Source organism: Tolypothrix sp. VBCCA 56010 (assembly GCF_050875635.1).
Lineage (GTDB): Bacteria > Cyanobacteriota > Cyanobacteriia > Cyanobacteriales > Nostocaceae > Hassallia.
Genome location: NZ_JBPAOH010000147.1, coordinates 1 through 20,158, shown reverse-complemented (window position 1 = coordinate 20,158; position 20,158 = coordinate 1). Strand labels below are relative to the sequence as shown.

The 20,158-nt window shown below is 41.4% G+C and carries 16 protein-coding genes and 1 pseudogene; 13 read left to right on the top strand and 4 right to left on the bottom strand.

What is annotated here, in order from left to right; translation table 11 throughout:
• Together AABK37_RS33085 and AABK37_RS33080 are read left to right on the top strand one after the other, a co-directional pair.
• Positions 1–202, top strand: a pseudogene (locus AABK37_RS33085) (IS4 family transposase); the annotation flags it as partial.
• Positions 203–357: 155 nt separating this feature from the next.
• On the top strand, positions 358–510 hold the full coding sequence (locus AABK37_RS33080; RefSeq protein WP_432555714.1) for a hypothetical protein: 153 nt from the start codon (positions 358–360) through the stop codon (positions 508–510).
• Here the strand turns inward: AABK37_RS33080 and AABK37_RS33075 are convergent.
• Together AABK37_RS33075 and AABK37_RS33070 are read right to left on the bottom strand one after the other, a co-directional pair.
• Positions 487–1,860: an RNA-guided endonuclease InsQ/TnpB family protein gene (locus AABK37_RS33075; RefSeq protein ID WP_432555713.1), complete on the bottom strand. Its 1,374-nt coding sequence runs from the start codon at positions 1,858–1,860 to the stop codon at positions 487–489. The two genes, AABK37_RS33080 and AABK37_RS33075, sit on opposite strands and share 24 nt — an antisense overlap.
• Before the next feature lie 376 nt (positions 1,861–2,236).
• On the bottom strand, positions 2,237–2,389 hold the full coding sequence (locus tag AABK37_RS33070; protein WP_432555712.1) for a hypothetical protein: 153 nt from the start codon (positions 2,387–2,389) through the stop codon (positions 2,237–2,239).
• Positions 2,390–2,428: 39 nt separating this feature from the next.
• On the opposite strand from AABK37_RS33070, the gene ccsB reads away from it, so the two are divergent.
• From ccsB to tilS, 4 genes are all read left to right on the top strand, one after another.
• Complete coding sequence (gene ccsB, locus AABK37_RS33065; protein ID WP_432555711.1) at positions 2,429–3,475, top strand: c-type cytochrome biogenesis protein CcsB; 1,047 nt, start codon at positions 2,429–2,431, stop codon at positions 3,473–3,475.
• A 2-nt stretch (positions 3,476–3,477) separates the two neighbouring features.
• A complete protein-coding gene (locus AABK37_RS33060; RefSeq protein WP_432555710.1) occupies positions 3,478–3,681 on the top strand; it encodes a hypothetical protein in 204 nt (67 codons plus the stop codon).
• Positions 3,665–3,988, top strand: a complete 324-nt coding sequence (locus AABK37_RS33055) for a hypothetical protein (RefSeq protein WP_432555709.1) — start codon at positions 3,665–3,667, stop codon at positions 3,986–3,988. The genes AABK37_RS33060 and AABK37_RS33055 overlap by 17 nt, the downstream gene beginning before the upstream one ends.
• 105 nt (positions 3,989–4,093) lie before the next feature.
• A complete protein-coding gene (gene tilS / locus AABK37_RS33050; protein ID WP_432555708.1) occupies positions 4,094–5,137 on the top strand; it encodes a tRNA lysidine(34) synthetase TilS in 1,044 nt (347 codons plus the stop codon).
• Between the two features lie 190 nt (positions 5,138–5,327).
• Here the strand turns inward: tilS and hmpF are convergent, their stop codons facing one another.
• Positions 5,328–7,079 carry a pilus motility taxis protein HmpF gene (hmpF, locus tag AABK37_RS33045; RefSeq protein ID WP_432555707.1) on the bottom strand — a complete coding sequence of 584 codons (1,752 nt, stop codon included), beginning with the start codon at positions 7,077–7,079 and terminating at the stop codon, positions 5,328–5,330.
• A gap of 612 nt (positions 7,080–7,691) precedes the next feature.
• On the opposite strand from hmpF, the gene AABK37_RS33040 reads away from it, so the two are divergent.
• From AABK37_RS33040 to AABK37_RS33010, 7 genes are all read left to right on the top strand, one after another.
• Positions 7,692–8,954 (top strand): response regulator, encoded by a 1,263-nt coding sequence (locus tag AABK37_RS33040; RefSeq protein ID WP_432555706.1) that lies wholly within the window; start codon positions 7,692–7,694, stop codon positions 8,952–8,954.
• On the top strand, positions 8,955–9,158 hold the full coding sequence (locus AABK37_RS33035) for a hypothetical protein (RefSeq protein WP_432555705.1): 204 nt from the start codon (positions 8,955–8,957) through the stop codon (positions 9,156–9,158).
• Positions 9,159–9,282: 124 nt separating this feature from the next.
• Positions 9,283–9,648, top strand: coding sequence for a response regulator transcription factor (locus tag AABK37_RS33030; protein WP_432555704.1), 366 nt, complete (start codon positions 9,283–9,285; stop codon positions 9,646–9,648).
• Between the two features lie 13 nt (positions 9,649–9,661).
• Entirely contained in the window at positions 9,662–10,192 is a 531-nt protein-coding gene (locus AABK37_RS33025) for a chemotaxis protein CheW (RefSeq protein WP_432555703.1), read from the top strand.
• 16 nt (positions 10,193–10,208) lie between these two features.
• The gene (locus AABK37_RS33020; protein ID WP_432555715.1) at positions 10,209–13,022 is read left to right on the top strand and encodes a methyl-accepting chemotaxis protein; all 2,814 of its coding nucleotides are present in this window, start codon (positions 10,209–10,211) and stop codon (positions 13,020–13,022) included.
• A gap of 117 nt (positions 13,023–13,139) precedes the next feature.
• Entirely contained in the window at positions 13,140–18,491 is a 5,352-nt protein-coding gene (locus AABK37_RS33015; protein WP_432555702.1) for a response regulator, read from the top strand.
• A gap of 751 nt (positions 18,492–19,242) precedes the next feature.
• A complete protein-coding gene (locus tag AABK37_RS33010; protein ID WP_432555701.1) occupies positions 19,243–19,698 on the top strand; it encodes a hypothetical protein in 456 nt (151 codons plus the stop codon).
• Between the two features lie 243 nt (positions 19,699–19,941).
• Here the strand turns inward: AABK37_RS33010 and AABK37_RS33005 are convergent.
• The coding region (locus tag AABK37_RS33005; RefSeq protein ID WP_432555700.1) for a hypothetical protein at positions 19,942–20,158 on the bottom strand (217 nt) is incomplete at its 5' end.

The window sequence follows — 20,158 nt, the reverse complement described above, 5'->3', positions numbered from 1 at the left end:
TATCAACAAAAATCCAATCCCACCCAAAAAGCCGCCTTCTTTACGCCAAGCAGTACGAATGATTGCAATATTAGGTGGCTTTTTAGGTCGAAAGGGTGATGGATAACCTGGTGTTAAGACTATTTGGCGAGGATTACAGCGATTACACGATATCGCTGCAACCTGGAAACTACTCCACCAGAATTGTCAAATATGTATTTAGCGATCGCCGATCAAATTAACCTTATTCACATTCTCCTCCTTTTGTCAACTATCTACATATTGCATTGTTCCATAATCCTTTTCCTGACTTATTTACAGCAATGTTAAGAAACATGTGACTAATACATAGGTAAGGGAAGAGGGGGGGAGGGGGAGATGGGGAGATGGGGAGAGAGGGGGAGAGGGGGGAGACAAGGGAGATGGGGGTTACAAAAAATCAGACAAAATTGGACAGCCTTCAAACGAGGGTATCGTTGGGTATCGCGGATCTGTGAAGTACCTACATCAACTGCAAGCAGTATGATGTAGGCTTCGGGTAAACTCCCGAATTTCCTTGAGGGTACTCATAGAACCCGAAGATCCTATTATCAATTTCCCCCTCCGGCTTTTTATAGTTGGAAAAACTCCCAATCCAACTCGTTTTATGTTGGCAGCCGCATTGATATCGCGGTTTATAATGCCAACATTACACGCTTTACAATCATGAATCCTATCTGATAATTCTTTCGGTACATAGGCATCACAATTGCAACAAATTTGGCTCGTGTAGTTTGGCTTTACCTTGATAACCTGTCCACCAGTTTTCTCGACTATGTAAGACAGAATATCAACAAACTGACCGAACCCCGCATCCAAGAAACTTTTGTTTAAACCACTTTTTTGGGCTTGACCATTTGGTAGAAACCTACTGTTTTCATCTTGTTTAGCTTTGTTTCGTTTAGTGAGATTCTTTAACTCTAGGTCTTCTACGAAAAAAACTTCTTTACCAGTTCTTGTTAACTGATGACTTGTTCTGAAGTGATGGTCTTTACGAGAGCGTGCTATTTTCTGATGTAACTTAGCTTCCTTTCGTGCTAGCTTACGTCTTTTAGCAGATCCCTTTTTCTTAGTAGACTTATTTTTAGATATTTTTGCTAGTTTCTCTTGATTTTTACGGAATGCTTTTACAGAAGGTAACAATGAACCGCAAGAAGTAGCAATAAAAATGTCTCCATCTAGAACCGCATCTAAACCACTGGAATTCTTAACAGTTGGAACAATTTCTCTTGATAGAACATCGGGTACTGATTTGTCTTCTAAAGATAGCGTTATGTACCAACCATCTGCTTTCTTGGAAACTATACAAGTTTTAACTTTGAAGCCGGATGGTAACGGACGGTGAAGGATTATTTCTATTTCACCTATCTTAGGAAGTTTAATAAAGTTACCTTTAATCCAACTATCCAAAGCTTGAGGGTAAGTAAATGATTTGAAACTCGATTCTGATTTGAATCTGGGTTTACCACTACGTTTACCGTTTTTATCTCCTTTTATGTAACGGTCAAAAGCTAAGTGAACTCTTTTAACAGTATCCTGTAAAACTTGAGAGTATACATCACTAAGGTCTAGTAACTCTCCAGACCACTCAATTAGTATTAAGTCTTCTTTAAGAAAGGGTAGTAAATCTTGATGAGTATTGTAGTTAGGATTAACTCTAAGTTCTGGGAGTGGACAAGAGATGATTGAACAGCTATCTACTAAGCAACGATTGTTTCCCCACCAATCCAATTTATCTCCTAACATTCTATTAGAAAGATACTGGCATAACCTTCTAACATGATTTAATCTTTGCTTTTGCTCAGTGTTAGGCTTTATCCTGTACTGATAGCTTACTCTCATCCTTGTCTCACCTCCTTGGTTTTTGTTCGTTACAAATATGCTAGCATATCGAGGAACTAACGAGGAAACAAAATGAAGGATAAATATATTAGAGTTAGAACTTCTGAACGAAGATTGAATAAACTACGCTTATATGCTTCCCTAACAGAAAAGACTATGACTCAAGTAATTGATGAGTTAATCGATTCATTGAGAATTCCCGAAGTTGGTAATTCCTCAAGCACCCCTGTCACTAAATGACCACAGGTCATTATCGTTTAGGGGTACTTTCGTCATTACCCGGTCATTCATCCCGGCACTGATTCCTAAGAAGGAATACAGTGCGGGACTTCTGCCCGAAATAGTTAAAACAAGGCTGGACAATGCCTGTCCACTTTTAGCGTTGGGGAGACAAGGAAGACGAAAAGACAAACTCCCCCTTGTCCCCCCTGTCCCCTTGTCCCCTTGTCCCCTTGTCCCCCCTGTCCCCTTGTCTCCTTCTCTCCTTGTCTCTATATTCTCCAGAAACAGATAGGATCAATAAAGTCAAAATCCATTTTTTATTTGAATCCACTGGGGAGAACACTGTATGAATCTGGTTGTACTCCAGAACTGGCTGGACAATGCCTCCTTTGCCGTTTTATTTCTCACAATGCTGGTTTATTGGGCTGGGGCAGCTTTTGGGAATCTGTCCGCAATTGCCGCTTTGGGGACAGCTGGTATGGCGATCGCTAATTTGTGTATAGCCACGCTACTAGGAGCGCGATGGATCGAAGCTGGTTATTTTCCTCTGAGCAATCTTTATGAATCGTTATTTTTCTTAACTTGGGGAATTACTACCGTCCATTTAATTGCGGAAAATACTAGCCGCAGCCGCTTGGTAGGGGTTTTTACAGCACCTGTGGCGATGTGCATCAGCGCTTTTGCTACCCTGACACTGCCTTCAACAATGCAATCAGCCGAACCGTTAGTGCCTGCACTGAAATCTAATTGGCTGATGATGCACGTTAGTGTGATGATGTTAAGTTATGCGGCTTTGATGGTAGGTTCGCTGTTAGCGATCGCCTTTCTTTTCGTTACTGGCGGTCAAAATATTCAACTACAAGGTAGTTCTGTCGGTACTGGTGGTTATCGCAGCAACGGCTACCGCTTGCATAAAGCTGGTGAACTAGTTTCTGTACCAACTCCTGCTGCGGAAAATAATGGTTTTGCTCGTAATGAGCGTAATACCAACGGCAACGGCAAAACAGCAGTTTTGGATACAGTACTCGCAACACCAATCCAAAATTCTGAAGAAACCCTAACACCCCAGCACCTCAGCCTTGCCGAAACCTTAGATAATGTCAGTTATCGCATCATTGGGTTAGGATTTCCCCTGCTAACAATTGGCATTATTGCTGGTGGAGTTTGGGCAAATGAAGCTTGGGGTACTTATTGGAGTTGGGACCCGAAAGAAACTTGGGCGCTAATTACTTGGTTAGTGTTTGCGGCATATCTTCACTCTAGAATTACTCGTGGTTGGCAAGGGCGTCGTCCGGCAATTTTAGCAGCTACTGGCTTTGTTGTTGTTTGGATTTGTTATTTGGGTGTGAATCTTTTGGGTAAGGGTTTGCATTCTTACGGTTGGTTTTTTTAGGAATGTTATTGTTTTCCCCCTCTTTTGTGAGAGGGGAAATTTTTAACGTAGACGCAAAGCGGCTTGCCGCAGGCTACCGCAGAGAACGCGGAGGACGCGGAGGAAGAGAAGAGAGAGGGAATTTGGGAGTTGTTTTTGGGATTAAGCGTTATCTCTTGGGAATTATAGATTTAGTTCCAGGAGATTGTTATGGTAAATGGATTTGAAGCGCTGAGTCAGGATGATGTTGTGTCTATATATCCTGAAGTTTTTCAGCAATTAAATGTATCAAACACATTTAAAGCAGTTCACCTGCTGGAAAGTATTAAGGTATATATTGGCTCTAAGACAATAGAAGCATCATTATCAGTAAACCGCGAAAATTTCAGAATGCCCTCAGACTGGAAGTCTGGGGCATTGCGCGTACACAGCTTACCTGCGTGTGCCAAATGCTTTTTTATGTATAGCAGTTTTTATCAAAGTCTTTTAATTGGCGTTCTTCTTTGCGCCTCTGCGCCTCTGCGTGAGACATAATATCCATACACGAAGTCTATAATCTAAAAATTACTCTAACTTAGTCCTTGTCATGCGGACTTCGTTTTTGTAGCCGCGATTTTAATCGTCGGGTATTAATAAATAATGAGCCGTTCTTTTTGGACTCCTCTACACGCAAAAATACATCGCACGATCCGATCGCGTCATCTATTTGAACGCAACCAACGTCTATTAGTTGCGGTTTCCGGTGGGCAAGATTCTCTGTGTTTAATCAAATTACTGTTAGATTTACAACCAAAATGGGGATGGCATTTAGGTATCGCTCACTGCGATCATTGCTGGCGTGCTGACTCGCAAGCTAATGCACAGCATGTAAAAAATTTAGCCGAAAGTTGGGAAATATCCTTTTACTTAGAAACCGCTAACGAACCGTTAAATAGTGAAGCGGCTGCACGAAATTGGCGGTATCAAGCTTTGAATACGATCGCACTTGAACATAATTACAACTATATTGTTACAGGTCACACAGCAAGCGATCGCGCTGAAACTCTTCTTTACAACTTAATGCGTGGTACTGGTGCTGATGGTTTGCAAGCTTTAACTTGGCAACGCTTATTAACCGATAACATTATCTTAGTGCGTCCACTTTTAGAAATCACTCGCGCCCAAACGAAAGATTTTTGTACAGACTTTCAACTACCAATTTGGGAAGATTCCACTAATGAAGATTTGAAGTACACCCGTAACCGCATCCGCCTAGAATTATTACCATATTTGCAAGAAAATTTCAACCCCCAAGTTGAATCAGCTTTAGCTCAAACCGCCGAACTTCTGCAAGCCGAAGTGGAATATTTAGAACAAGCAGCGGATCGCTTACGGGAAGAGGCGATGAGAGGAGGAGTAGAGGAGTGGGAGAGTGGAGGAGTGGGGGAGGTAAGTAAAGAATTATTATTGTCTTCTCCTTTCGCCCTAAAACTGAATCGTCGCATTTTGCAGAAAGCACCATTGGCGTTGCAACGTCGCGTCATGCGTTACTGTTTACAACAGATACTTCCATGTGCCCCTAGTTTTGAGCAAATCGAAAAACTAACAGCTTTAATTACAGCACCAAACCGATCGCAAACCGATCCATTTCCTGGGGGTGCGATCGCCAAAGTAGAAAACGATTGGATTTATGTTAGTTGTTAGTTGTTGGTTGTTAGTTGTTAGTTGTTAGTTGTTAGTTGTTGGTTGTTAGTTGTTAGTTGTTGGTTGTTAGTTGTTATTTGTTAGTTGTTAGTTGTTGATTAATAGTCAACAGTCAACAGTTATCGACTATCGACTATCCACTATCTACTATCTACTATCCACGCTCCTCCTAACTCCTAACCCCTAACTTTTAAGAGGCTAACAATTCTGGTTGAATCAAACTTAAAATAGTTTGACGCATCTGGGTAATAGTCTGAAGTTGATAATCACCAGTTTCCTGTACTGTAGCCAAAGATTCAGCTATGCCTTGCAGCTTGTGGCGTAAACCGTCCAAGGAATCCTGAATTGGTTGTAGCGTTTCTTGATAAACATTAACTTTAGCCCAATATTCAGCAGTGGCTATTCGCAACAGTTGCAAATTTTCTTCCAACACTTTTAGTTCTTGGTGCTTTTCTTCTTGCTCTTGGATTTGATTATTGAGCGTTTTATCGGCTAGCTCAATTTGAGAACGTATCTCTTCAATCTCACGTTCTAAGTTTTCTAGTTCCTCGGACTGTTGTTGTTGCTGCGCTTCGATTTGCCGCAAAATTGGTACTAAATCTATTTTTTGATCGTCTTCATTGGCAGATTGTCCTTGTCGGCGATGCAATACCGCTTGGTGTTGTTTAAAAGACTCTTGCCGAAGAAGCAAACTGCGGCGTTGTCCTACCAATGTTTCATTCAACATTTGGTATAAGTCTTTTTCATCTGCCAATTCCATTTCTAAGTTGATATGGTCATTGTCAGATGCTTGATTTAACTTACTTTGCAGTTCGTCTATAATGTCTTGTTTGAATTTCAGTTCAACTTCTTGCTCGTGGACAAAGCTAGAGTCAATTTGCAACTTTTCGTGCAAGTCCTGAACTGTTTGTTGCAGCTCTTGTAGAGGCATTTTTTCCAAAGCTTCGACATTAACTTGCTCGCCAAGAACTACATCGCCAGAAATAGCCACCAAAAATTGAATTTGCTGGTGTAAATCTTCTTGGTGTTGTAACTGCTGTTTAAGCATTCGAGCGCATTCTTGTTTACTAGCAAGAGATGCTGTATTCATTTTCAAATCTGCTGTTTGCTGCAAGACAGCATTTTGGGCTTGTTGCCATTCATAAGCGCGATCGCACTTTGTTTGCTCTAGCTGGTCAAGTTCCTCTTGCTGTTGAGTAGCCGCAGTTCTGAGAGATTCTAATTGTTGCCAGTGTGGATTAAGAGTAGCTTGCTGGCTTTCCACCATTTCTAAGGCAAAATTAAGATGCTCGCGCACTGTTAGGTTTGGATCGACTTGACTCGAAAGGCGATCGAGCAACTCGCTCAACACCCGGCTTTGCTCCTCATCCAAAACATTTGGTTGCTGGAATTCTGCTTGATGTTCCTCCAAACGGCGTTGCTCACCGCGCAAATGCTCCCAAGCACCTTCTAGTTCTTGGCGATTGCGTTCAAATTCTTGTCGCAACCGTTCTATTTCCTGCTTTGATGTATCAACTTCTTGCTTTTCGGCTTCCAGACGTTGAAAATCATCATCCATTTGTTGCAGTTGTTCCGCACGCGCTTCCATTTCCATTTCGCGGCGATTTAACTCTTGTGCTTGAAATGTCAGTGACTCTTTCCACTGGTCAATTTCTTCTTCTTTAAGCTTAAATTTTTCTACTTGACGAGAAAAATTCTGCAAAATATTAACTAGCGGACGCCCTGCTTCTTGAATTCTCTGCACTTGACGCTGAGGATTCAATTCAACCAGTACTAGTGCGCCGTCGTTTAATTTGCTTGCGTCTTCAGCCGCGATCGCTTCTTCTGAAACATTACTCCAATTTTGGTCTGTCCGTTGACAAGCCAGTAATTTCAGTTCTGTTTTAGAACCACCACCGAGTAAGCCGCCTTTTTGTTTTTGTACTTCTGCTAAATACAGCACACCGCTATTCCTTTTGATGCACTTAACGCCCTGTATTGGGCTATACGTTAAATAATTGCGTAAATTTGTCTTACTTCACCTATATAGGAAAATAAGACAAACAAAACTATTTATAGACGCGAGATTTCGTCTTGATATTTATAAAACCAACTTGTCGCGTCTTTACATTTTGTACTGATAGCAGTTGTGATGACTACCGTGTTATCACTAGCATTGTAAAAGTATATTAAACAAAGTTAAGGTTTTCAGTTAGGTATCGTTTTCTAATGTGTTCTTTCTATACATGAAGCCGAGTGCGATGTCTTTTGACAAAAAGTCAGTACGTCTTTGCCCAAAAACCAAAATTCATGAAAATTTCTCGACCCAGATTAATGTAATGCCCGTCTAAATGCTGTATTAGGACAACACAGCCCAAAAGTGCTTCTATTTCGGTGTCTGTTTTAGGAATGAGGGCAAAAATAATTGTGTATGCACATTATACAGTAGGGGTAATTCATGAATTACCCCTACTTACGACTTACTATTGCGTAAGTCCTGTGTTTGAAACATTGAAAAAAAGGGCAAAATTAACATTGAATGTAAATAAAATGACTTGGAGCGCTTTTTAGCTAAATGTACGGAAATTTAAATGAAATTGATATTCGTAGTATTCTCCAATTGATTGAGTTGGGGCAGCGAACAGGGCAATTATTTGTAGAAGCCCGTAGTCACAATAGCAACAAACTTAGTGTAGATGAAGTAATTAGACAGCGTTCTTGGTCTGAGTTTAAACAACAGTCTTGGTACGTATTTTTTCTCAACGGTCAAATTATTTATTGCCAAGATAGCGACAGCAGTTTGACAAGAATTGCCGATTACTTGCGTCATTACCGAGTTCAGACACGACTTGACAAAGTACAACTTGCTTACCTAGAAACACTAAATGCTCCAGAGTACGGCTATCTTTGGACGCTTTTAGAGCGGAATATTATTCAACCAAAAGTGGCGCAAACTATTATCCACCGTTTGGTGCATGAGACTTTGTTTGATTTGTTGAGTTTACATCAAGGTAGCTTCATTTTCGATTTGGGTTCGGCATTTGCCCCGCAATTAACTACCTTAGAGATTGCTCCGCTTGTCACCAAAATTATGAAGCAGGTGCAAGAGTGGAAGTTGCTTTATCCGCATATTCAATCTCCCGATCAATTTCCGGTGCTTGCTGATATAACTGAACTACGCTCCTCACTGCCAGCAGCAACGGTGAATAAGTTACAGCAGTGGGTCGATGGTAAAACATCTTTGCGTCAATTGGCTCGGTATCTGAATCGAGACGTTTTGACAGTTGCTAAAGCAATATATCCATACGTGCAACAAGGTTGCGTGCATATAGTATATTCAAGTACATCTACCGAACAAATACAACAGAGTCAACAAGAGTTATTACAAAAGGCACGCATAGTCTGTATTGACGATACGGCTACGATTTGTGAAACTGTAGAGTCTATTTTGAAACCACTTGGTTATGAAGCGATCGCCTTCACCAATCCCCTAGAAGCGATTAGCCGCATTTTTCAAATCAAGCCAAATCTAATTTTATGCGATATAACCATGCCAGAGTTGGATGGTTACGAAATTTGTGGAATGCTGCGACATTCAACAGCATTTCGGCTCGTGCCGATTATCATGCTAAGTAGTAAAAATGCATTTATCGATCGCGTTAGGGCTAGGATGGTCGGGGCATGTGATTATTTAACAAAACCATTTACAGACACAGAATTGCTGATGCTTGTAGAAAAATATCTCAACTATAGTGTTGTTTGGCGACACAACCAAAACCTAAGACTTGTTGATCCCATCCGAGATCGAGTAAAAGATAATATCACAGAATCAGCTTGAATGGGGAATGGGGAATGGGGAGATGGGGAGAGGGGGGGATGGGGAGAGGGGGGGATGGGGAGAAAGAACAATTACCCCTTCGGGGTTCGCGGCTGTGCTTCAAGTCTTTTGACCGAACGCACTGGCTCACCAATTACCAATTACCTATTCGCTTTTTCCCAATGCCCAATGCCCAATTACCAATTACCAACAACTAACAACTAACAACCAACAATTCTCAGTTAAATTAGTGATAAATAGAATAAATTTATACACGAAATGCTTGCGGGTAAGTCAGGGAATGCTCCAGATAGGGAAACGTCTACATCAGGAGGTAAATTAGGCATTTATGAGTACAGTTCTGATTGTGGAAGACAGTGTGGCACAAAGGGAGATGATTACAGACCTCCTAAAAGCCAGTGGCTTAACAGTCACCCATGCCAGTGACGGATTAGAAGCGTTAGAAGCAATTCAAACCACAGCTTTCGATCTAGTGGTATTAGATATTGTCATGCCCAGGATGAATGGCTACGAAGTTTGTCGTCGGCTAAAGTCAGATCCAAAAACACAAAATGTCCCTGTAGTCATGTGTTCTTCCAAAGGTGAAGAATTTGATCGCTACTGGGGGATGAAACAAGGCGCCGATGCCTACATAGCTAAACCGTTTCAGCCAACCGAGTTGGTAGGAACAGTCAAACAACTGCTGCGAGGATAAGGATGGAAAAAACATGGTTAAGTTACCGGACTTTTTAGGAGGCAGCGGTCAAGACCACTTCCGTCCTGAATTTCAAGTAGAAAGTCCTGAAGGTGAGTTACATTTACGGTTTTACATTCCCTCGCATCAGGAGTTTGCACTACCAGCCACAGGCATCCGCGAGGTAATTGAACTAAGTCCCGATAGAATTACTCCAATTCCTAATGCTTCTCCTTTACTTTTGGGTACTCTAAATCTACGAGGTCGAGTAATTTGGGTGACTGATTTGGGTCAATTTTTAGGAGAAGTAACTCCGTTAAATACCGACAAAGCAGAAATTCCGGTGATTGCTATAGAAGAGCAAGACACAATAGTAGGTTTAGCAGTAGAACAAATTGGTGGCATGGACTGGCTTGACGTGCAGCATCTAGTCGCACCAAATAACGTGCCAGATGCTATGGCTCCCTTTTTGCGGGGAGAGTGGTTATTAGATGCTCAAAAAAATCAGTGTCTGCGACTGTTAGATCAAATGGCTATTTTGCGGAGTGCGCGGTGGGCAGGATGAAATTGTGAGGCAGGAAATGGAAGCAAATATAGACGAATACTTAGAAATTTATAAACAAGCTTGTACGGCATACGCGCAACAAAACTATGAAGTTGCCGCCACTTTAGTTGACTCTGTGGTGCAAAATTTACCCGATGACGCTAACTGCCATTTGTTGCGGGGTCACGTTTACTATGTTTTGCAACAATACGATGTGGCATCATCAGAATACCAAAAAGTTTTGCAGTTGAGTGACGATGAAGAAATTATTAGTTTTGCTCGTAATGGTCTTGAAAATGTCAATCAATACCTACAGCAAGAACAAATCGCCGAGGTAGATAATGAGCCTCTGAATTCTAGCGAGCCTGAGGCTATGATGGACGCAGGGAATGAAGATAAACTATTTGATTTAAGTTCTTATAGTGAGCATCCGCAAGCTGTGGACGTAATCGAAGAACTATCTTTCAGCAGCCCATTTGAAATGCCCACAGATAGTACTGTATTTGGTACGTCACTAGAATCTTCGGATAGCGCTGACAGTAATCCTTTTGCCTTGAATGCAGAATCACAATTAGATTCAAGTAATTGGGAGGAACAATCAAAGTTAGATTTGCCAGCTTTCTGGCAAGAAGATATCTCCCAAGCTAGTGAAGATTCTACTGAAAAAAATTACCCAATTAACAGCAAGAACAGTAGCGGGTCGCCTTTTGAAGAGTTTGTACCATCAACAGGCAATAGCTTAGAAAAACCTGCTGATTTTTTGATTGTTGAAAGTTCCCAAGGATTAATCAGTGAAGAGTTTAAGTCTCAACTAAATAATGTTGAAGATGAAACTTTATTCTTGAGCGAAGTATCCAGCAAAAATGGGTCTAAACCAACAAATAATTCGGGATACAGCAGTCAAGAAAATAATTTGAAAAGTTCATCATTAAATGGGAATTTTGCTTTTGAGGAATCTGAGGATTTAGACTCAACTGACAAAAAGCAAAACGCATTAGAGGATGACGATAGTTTTGACTTTGAAGCTTTTGAGTCTGCCTTTGGCTCAGATGCGTTAACAGATGAGGAAGATACAAACAGTATAATTAGTGGAAATACTTCCAAAAGCAATAACATCGAGTTTTTAGACGATTTTGATGCCTTTGACGATTTAGGAAACATTCCTGGTTTTGATATCACAGGAGGAAATTCTAGTTTCGGCGATGTGTCAATACCTTCTGGTTCATTGGATACCAGTAGTAAAATAGGCAAAAAAGTTTCGCAAGTTCCGCCAACTGCCCAAACAAGCGATCTCCTGTCGGAGACCGGAGGCGATCGCGATTCGGAACTCTTCAGTATGACTGGTTCGCAAGAAGCAGTCCCCGTCTTTACCCAAACGGATGTCTCGAAAGTAGAACCTGTTGTTAATGTCGAGCAAGGCTTATTAGCACCATTAGAAAATGCTCCCCTGGAACAAAAACAATGGATTATCGCTGGAACTGTCGGTATTGTTTCGGCTGTAGTCGTAGCTGTAGTTAGTTTCGGTGCGGCTAATTTGTCAGCCCCGCAACAACGCGAAGGAGTACGAAATACAGGCTGGGCAATGGCTCTAGCTGCCGGACTTGCTAGTTTTGGTACAGCCAGCTTTATGGGAAATCTCACACTCAAACAAATTCGCCGCACAACTAACGATCTGCAAACTCAGTTTGATGCGGTGCGTCAAGGAAATCTCAACGCTCAAGCCACGGTATACTCAGAAGATCAATTAGGACAATTAGCCGCTGGCTTCAACGAAATGGCTAAGGTAATTTTCACCACCACAAATGAAGCTCAACGCAAAGCTGATGAACAAGAGGAGGCAAAAGAAAATCTCCAACGCCAAGTAATTCGGCTGTTGGACGATGTGGAAGGAGCTGCCAGGGGAGATTTGACGGTGCAAGCTGAGGTGACGGCTGACGTCTTGGGAGCAGTTGCGGACGCTTTTAACTTAACAATTCAAAATTTGCGGGATATCGTCCAACAGGTGAAAGTAGCAGCGCGAGAAGTGACAAAAGGAGCTACCAATTCAGAAACTTTTGCTAGAGCATTATCTAGTGATGCCTTGCGACAAGCAGAAGAGTTGGCAGTAACTTTAAATTCCGTGCAGGTGATGACAGATTCGATTCAGCGGGTAGCGGAAGCTGCGCGAGAAGCCGAAACTGTCACTCGTGAAGCTAGCGCTTTTGCCCTTAAAGGTGGGGAAGCGGTAGAAAACACCGTAGCGGGGATTTTGGAAATTCGCGAAACTGTAGCAGAAACTACCCGAAAAGTCAAGCGATTGGCGGAATCTTCCCAAGAAATTTCTAAAATTGTGGCGTTGATTTCGCAAATTGCTTCTAGAACGAATCTGTTAGCGCTGAATGCTAGTATTGAAGCAGCGCGAGCCGGAGAAGCTGGAAGAGGATTTGCGATTGTTGCTGATGAAGTGCGTCAGCTTGCAGATAGATCGGCTAAATCTTTGAAAGAAATTGAAGAAATTGTCCGGCAAATTCAGAGCGAAACAAGTTCTGTAATGACGGCAATGGAAGAAGGCACACAACAGGTTATTCAAGGTACAAAATTAGCCGAAGAAGCCAAGCGATCGCTTGAAAATATCATTCAAGTCGCAAATCGCATTGATATTCTTGTGCGTTCTATCACCACTGACACTGTAGAACAAACGGAAACCTCTCGCGCTGTGGCTCAGGTAATGCAGTCTGTGGAACTCACAGCGCAAGAAACCTCCCAAGAAGCACAGCGAGTTTCTGGTGCTTTACAACACTTAGTAGGTGTATCCCGTGACTTAATCTCCTCCGTTGAACGTTTCAAAGTGGAAACACTTGAAACAAGGTAAAAAAGTTAGGAGTTAGTAGTGAGGAGTTAGGAGTAAAAATTACCACTCATAACTCATAACTCATAACTCATAACTTGTAACTCGTAACTCATAACTCCTAACTCATAACTTTGTAGTATGCTGCCGGAACAACAACAGCGCATTTTAGGTTACTTTATTGAAGAAGCAAGAGACCACCTGAATACGATTGAGCAGGGGTTGTTAAATCTCCAGAGTACCCTGAACGACCCGGAAATGATTAACGAAGTTTTTCGGGCAGCTCACTCTATCAAAGGGGGAGCGGCGATGCTTGGTCTGAGTAGCATTCAGCACACGGCTCACCGATTGGAAGACTGTTTCAAAATTCTCAAAGAGCATCCGGTTCAAATTGACCAAAAGTTAGAATCTTTGTTTCTTGGTGTTTCTGATACTTTGAAAGCGCTGTTAGAGCATTTGACTGGACCTTTTGGTTTAACAGAAGATGCTGCTAACACTTTGATGTCAGAAACCGAGCCGGTCTTTGAATGGTTGTACGAGCATTTGTCCATGCTTGTACAACAAAGTAGCAATCAAGCAACAAGTCGGACAGAAATAACTGCATCAAATAACAAATTTCAACCGCAGGAAATCTCAACGTTACATGTAGCACCCTCACCGAAAACTGTGGGTGAGTTTCAAACTCAGGTGCTGCAAAAACTACGCGAGATGTTGCAATTATTTAAGCGATCGCCTACACAGGAAACTCGACAACAACTGCAAGATTGCTGTTATGAGTTAGCGAGATTCGGTGAGTCGTTGAATTTTTCAAATTGGAGTGGTTTGTGTCGTGACGCTGGAAGTGCGATCGCTAATCCCGAAAACAGCTTTCTAATTTTAGCAAAAACTGTTATTACCGAAATTAAACAAGCTCTGGAATTAGCTACACAAAACAGAGACTCAGAAATTGCCATCAGTCCGCAACTAAAAACACTCTTGAGTGTCTTAGAAATTGACTTATTAGAAATAACCGATGATTTTATTGCTGAATCCTCGACAGATAACATAACAGCTAGCATCAACACTAATAATCTTGATATAGCCGCACCGACAGAAAATAATATTGCTGATTTCGAGTTGGAGCCACAAGACTCCATCAGCAGTTTAACTGAGTTATCGACACCATTAAATCTTGACAGTCAAGACAGCATAACTAGTTTAACTGAGTTATCAACACCATCAAACTTTGATAGTGAAGACAGTATAAACAGTTTAACTGAGTTATCAACACAATCAAACTTTGATAGTGAAGACAGTATCAGCAGTTTAACTGAGTTATCAACACCATTAAATCTTGACAGTGAAGACAGCATAACTAGCTTAACTGAGTTATCCGCATCTGCGAACCTAGACCATGATAATTTTGCGGATATATTTTCAAGCGATCGCAACAATAGTCAAGACGATAAACCGCTGAATAATAAAACCATTGATTTGAATGGACCAGAGGTAGGAATAGCCGAGTTAAATGCTCTTGCCGACTTTTTTGAAGGTGAAACTCCTGACTTGGATGAAACTTGGCAAAAAGTAGAAATTTTAGATGATACTTTAGATGGTGAATTGTCAATTGATATCAGCAACGACGCTGAGGATGCTGATAACGATTTTGCAGATTTACTTTCTTTTGAAAAAGAACCTAGCAGCAATTACCAAACAAATATTACTGCAACCGAAGATTTAACTCTTTTGCAGTTATTTGACGATAACTTACCAGAACAAGCATCGCTATTTCCAGAAACAGCTATTACAAACCTTGAGTTGAGCGATAATTCTCTTAGTAACGAAATTTTGCCAGAAGTTGCATCTAGTTCTGATGAGATTGCCTTGAATAATCAACCACCATCAGATGTGGTAGACGATTTATTGGGATTAACACTCAATGAAAATGAATTATTTTCTCTAGGAGAAGTAACTCAACCAGAAGCTGAGAATATCAATGCAACTTTTACCTCAGCGAAAACTTCCTCTTGGAATGACCTTGATAGCATAAAGGAACTATCCCCCGACGAACAGGATAATAATTTTGAGCAGGTTTTACCAGAAACAACGAATGCAAATTTTGTAGAGGAAATTCCTTTAACTAATCATCTTCCAGAAATTACTCAAGGAAAGGAAGAAAGCTTTTCTTTAGATAGTCTGTTTGCTGCGGAAGAAGAGACAATACCATCTCCTAAAAAATCAGAATCAAGCGATTTATTTGATTTTTTAAACTTACCAACAGCCGCAGAAATTTCTCAATCAGAAGAGGATTTAAACGACTTTTGGAGTCAGGAACCCGAAGAAGAACTTCATCAAAAATTTAATCTGGAAGTTGAGCAGGATGCAGTCAGAGCGTTAGAAGCAAGTTTGTTTGCTGCTGCTGCTTCCGGTGACATTTTTGGTAGGAATGAGCAAGCGTCAGAAGAAAATTTTGATATCGAAGATATAGATATCACTTTCTTACAAGAAGATTTGACATTTGCATCGGATGTGGATGATGATTTCTTTGCTCAATTTACATCAACCGAGTCAGCGGATCTATTTAGCGATCGCGAATCTCCCGAAGATATTCACAACCTCCCCCAACAGCATACCAGCCAATCGCAGCCAGAAAATTTATCAGCGGCGATGCTTCCCGAAGCTGTGGATATCGTTCCCGAATTTACTACATCTGACGCTTCTATTAAATCAGTTGAAGAGGAAACTAATTTATTAGATACTGCTTTTGATGAAAATAGCAATGATACGTTAAATATAGAAGATACACCAAAAATTGACACCAAAGAAAGTTATTTAGTAGAATCACAAGATTTATTGAAGAGAGAAATCGCAATAGATATCAATGCAGAAACTCCTGAACCACAGCTAGAGACACAAGAAGTTGCACCGAAGGTAAATAATAGCTTACAAGCTGCCTTGAACTTCACAGAAACACCTTTTTCTCAAGATGAAAATTTAGCAGAGTCAGAACTGAATTTAATTAATGATTTATTTTCGGGAGAAAATTTACTGCTACCAAATCAAGAATTTCTCCCAGAACCGACTATTGAAGAAAGTACATCCGAAGCTGTTTTGGAAGTAGCAGACGATGAAGATTTGTTAGAAATACCAGAATCTGAAGGTGCTTTTAATGAGGAAACTTCAGAAGTTGAGATAATCGAGAATGAATCTGCTACATTAGAGTATATCAGAGCAGAAACTAAAGCTTTAGAAGATGCAGATACGGCAAATTCTGCCTCTGTTTTAGATGAATTTGCCGACTTGGAAGCACTGCTACAAGAGGAAGTAACATCTACTCCTGATATGGAGATATCAGACATGGATTTTGCTGACTTGGAAGCATTGCTGGGTGAGGAAAAAGCATCAACGGTAACACCAATTGCTGTTAATAATGTCACTAGTAAAGCTGTATCATCTGAACTACCAGATGAATTTGGTGATTTAGAGAAACTACTGAAAGAAGCAGATCAAACGATATCGCATTCACCAACGGTAACATCAAGCACTAGCAAAAATCAACGTCAGCCGCGTCGCGGTGCGAGATTTGAAGAAACAATGCGGGTGCCGGTGAAGCATCTAGACGATATGAGTAACTTAGTTGGAGAGTTGGTAGTAAATCGCAACACCTTAGAAGAGGATCAAGGACGACAGCGACAATCCTTAGACAACTTGTTGCATCAGATACAACAGCTTTCGGATGTGGGAGCGAGGATGCAAGAATTATACGAGCGATCGCTTCTGGAAGCTTCTTTATTAGCCAGTCGCAAATATAAAGAATCTCTCCCCCTAGTTAATGATTCAAATACCGATAGAGGATTTAGCGAACTAGAAATGGATCGCTTTACTCCCTTCCACACGCTTTCTCAAGAAATGATTGAATTGATCGTGCGAGTGCGAGAGTCAGCGAGTGACATTGACTTTGTTACCGAAGAAACCGAAAGGGTAGCGCGACAGTTTCGACAAGTAACTACTCAATTGCAAGAAGGACTGACAAAAGCGCGAATGGAACCTTTTTCTCAAGCTACCGATGGTTTGCAACGAGGAGTGCGCGACACCGCGATCAAGCATGGCAGACAAGTCGAACTTGTAATTGAAGGTGGAGACACTTTCATCGACAAAATGATTGTAGAGCATTTGAAGACACCTTTAAATCATATGCTCAATAATGCGATCGCTCACGGTATTGAAACCCCAGAAGTACGGCAACAGCAAGGTAAACCACCTGTGGGAACAATTAGCGTCCGTGCTTTCCACCAAGGCAACCAAACGATTATTTCTGTTAAGGATGACGGTGCAGGTATCAACACAGATCAAGTGAAAGCAAAAGCGATCGCTAAAAATTTAATTAGCACCGAAAAAGCCAAAAGCCTGTCTCCCATCGAAGTGTATGACTTGCTGTTTGAACCGAATTTTAGCACCAAAGACGAAGCTGATGAATTATCAGGTCGCGGTGTCGGTATGGACGCAGTTCGCACTTCGATCAGCGAAATTCGCGGCACAATCACTACTGATTCTACCATCGGCAAGGGAACCACTTTCACAATTCGTTTGCCGCTGACTTTGAGTATTTGTAAAGCTTTGTGCTGCGTCTCCGACAAAGCGAGAATTGCCTTCCCGATGGATGGTGTGGAAGATACTTTAGATATACCTGCGAAAAATATTCAGACAAATGCCGAGGGACAATCATTTATATCTTGGCGCGATACAATGTTACCATTCCGACCGCTGAAAGAACTTTTAACTTTCAATCGGTTACTCAGCCGAGGTAACGTTTACGGCGGTAATCGCGACGATGATATGATTTCTGTGATTGTGGTGCGATCGGCAAATACCTTGATCGCTCTGCAAATAGATCAGGTACTCAGCGAACAAGAAATTGTGATCAAGCAGTTTGAAAGACCGGCACCAAAACCGATTGGTGTAGCTGGTGCTACCGTCCTCGGTGATGGTCGAATTATGCCGATCGCTGATGTCCTGGAAATAATTGACATCTTCCAAGGACGCACGGTAAAACAAAGTAATCTCTGGGAACAAAAAAATACTTCCGCTACCGCAGAAACACCTGCTACGAAAATTGACCCGACAGTGTTGATTGTCGATGACTCAATTACAGTCCGCGAGTTGCTTTCTCTCACCTTTAACAAAGCCGGTTATCGCGTAGAACAGGCTCGTGATGGTCAGGAAGCTTGGGATAAACTGCGCTCCGGTCTCCCCTGCGATATTGTATTTTGCGACATCGAAATGCCCCGCTGCGATGGTCTGGAGTTGCTTTCTCGCATCCAGAAAGACTCTACCCTCAACCATTTACCCATTGCCATGCTTACCTCCCGTGGTGCAGATAAACACCGACAAATGGCAGTACAACTAGGTGCTAGTGGCTACTTCACCAAACCTTATCTGGAAGAAGCTTTACTTGAAGCTGCTTCGCGGATGCTGAAAGGAGAAAAGCTGGTTAACAGTGCTAATAACGCTTAGAAATTGCTTGTCCTTGGCGAACCGATCTTTTTCTACCGCAAAACGCGCTTCTTTCTTACCTGACATCTTGCACCAATTACATTGTAGAGCATAAAAACAACTAAGCATTTGTATATTTTTAGACTGGGCTTTCGTCCGTCAGGGACTGTAAGTCCCTGTCTAATAGGTAAAGTCCTCTGATAGAGGACTATTAGAGTATTATTTTTGTATGTCAAATTAGTTATTTAACAACCTACGTATAAGGGTTTATACTTATATGTGCAAGATATAAGTTACTGCAAGCAATAATCGTAGGTTGAGTTTTGTTCCTCAACCCGACCTACGCAGTTTGATGCAACACGGTTGTTAGACGGCTGAGGGCGCTACTCAAGCCTTCTACTTTTAAAGCGTTTACATCACTTAGTAATTGTTCTAAATACTTCTAGTGAGCGTTTACGCAACAAACATCAATGTGTCAAACTGACCTTTATTCCCGAGTCAACTACAACAACATGACCATGAACAATATCTGATGTGTCGCCTACAAATAATTTAAACTCGAAAAAGTTTTGAGTTTAATTGAATAGGAGATTTTAGTCTTATGAATTTACTACTTTCAATAATTCATTCTGCAATAGTTCTTGGAATATGTTCTGGAATCTTATTTTACAATTTCAAGATAGTTGCTGTTGAACAGGATACATCAATATATGCTCTCTTTCTCAAACCTTTGTTGAAGCTACAGAATCAGGATAATTTGGAGGAGAATTTTATGTCTGTATCCCATTTGCAGTCAACAGTTTCAGATGAAGTACTAGGACAACTTCAAGAGCTAGTATTAAAGGCTATTTTGCTTGGGCAAAGATTACCTGGTATTGATCGGTCGGTTCGATTTCCAGATTTGCCTTTTGTCTTGCAAAAATCAACAGTCACTTTAATAGATGAAAACTTGGCAAATTCTGTCTCTATCGCAGAAATATCAGTACCTGTTCGCAACTTGTCACAAGAAGCTCTACTCGAAGAAGCACGCGAACAAGGTGATATTGCTTATTTACGCTTTCAACCTCCAGGGATAGAGGATAATGTAGTCCGACTAACGCTTGAAGCTAAGGTCTGCCCTCACGATTCCAGCCAGCCTGTTTTAGGACTGAGCGGAATCCAAGTAACGTTTCAGAAGGTTTCAGGCAATTGGCAAGTTGTTAACGAACCTGTCTTGTTCTTTAATTGAATATTAAAGAACTTACCCACTGAAAAAGCTTTTGCTAAGTAGCTCCAGAGAATTTTCGGTGGGTAAACTCATTGTGCTATAGAATTTGATAAGCCTTTTAGATTAGCAAAGACTTTGACTTAGGGTCTCCAAGCTCCATCAAACTATTTGTGCCAAAGGGACACATCTTGGATAAACTTTGCTACTCAGACAACTTATGCTCCGTTCCAGGTGAACGATCTGTTAGGCAATCTTCACAACTACCTACCCAGCGAACTTCCAGATAAACCCGTTATTATGAATCTGGTAAAGGTTACCGCTTGCCGCCACAATAGCGATGGAGTCCGGATTGTTGTCGAGCTGTTGCCAGCCAGTCAGCGGCGACCCGACGTACTTCCAGATCGCACCTGTGTTGTGAATCTGGTAGAGGTTCCCACCGGCTGCCGCAATCTGTTTGGTCGCCGGATTGTTGTCGAGTTCC

Coding starts and splice junctions, on each gene's coding strand:
- AABK37_RS33010 (WP_432555701.1), top strand. CDS start 19,243: ATGTCTGTATCCCATTTGCAGTCAACAGTTTCAGATGAAGTACTAGGA.
- AABK37_RS33020 (WP_432555715.1), top strand. CDS start 10,209: ATGGAAGCAAATATAGACGAATACTTAGAAATTTATAAACAAGCTTGT.
- AABK37_RS33040 (WP_432555706.1), top strand. CDS start 7,692: ATGTACGGAAATTTAAATGAAATTGATATTCGTAGTATTCTCCAATTG.
- AABK37_RS33030 (WP_432555704.1), top strand. CDS start 9,283: ATGAGTACAGTTCTGATTGTGGAAGACAGTGTGGCACAAAGGGAGATG.
- AABK37_RS33055 (WP_432555709.1), top strand. CDS start 3,665: ATGGTAAATGGATTTGAAGCGCTGAGTCAGGATGATGTTGTGTCTATA.
- AABK37_RS33025 (WP_432555703.1), top strand. CDS start 9,662: ATGGTTAAGTTACCGGACTTTTTAGGAGGCAGCGGTCAAGACCACTTC.
- AABK37_RS33060 (WP_432555710.1), top strand. CDS start 3,478: ATGTTATTGTTTTCCCCCTCTTTTGTGAGAGGGGAAATTTTTAACGTA.
- AABK37_RS33075 (WP_432555713.1), bottom strand. CDS start 1,860: ATGAGAGTAAGCTATCAGTACAGGATAAAGCCTAACACTGAGCAAAAG.
- AABK37_RS33080 (WP_432555714.1), top strand. CDS start 358: ATGGGGAGATGGGGAGAGAGGGGGAGAGGGGGGAGACAAGGGAGATGG.
- AABK37_RS33015 (WP_432555702.1), top strand. CDS start 13,140: ATGCTGCCGGAACAACAACAGCGCATTTTAGGTTACTTTATTGAAGAA.
- tilS (WP_432555708.1), top strand. CDS start 4,094: ATGAGCCGTTCTTTTTGGACTCCTCTACACGCAAAAATACATCGCACG.
- AABK37_RS33035 (WP_432555705.1), top strand. CDS start 8,955: ATGGGGAATGGGGAATGGGGAGATGGGGAGAGGGGGGGATGGGGAGAG.
- ccsB (WP_432555711.1), top strand. CDS start 2,429: ATGAATCTGGTTGTACTCCAGAACTGGCTGGACAATGCCTCCTTTGCC.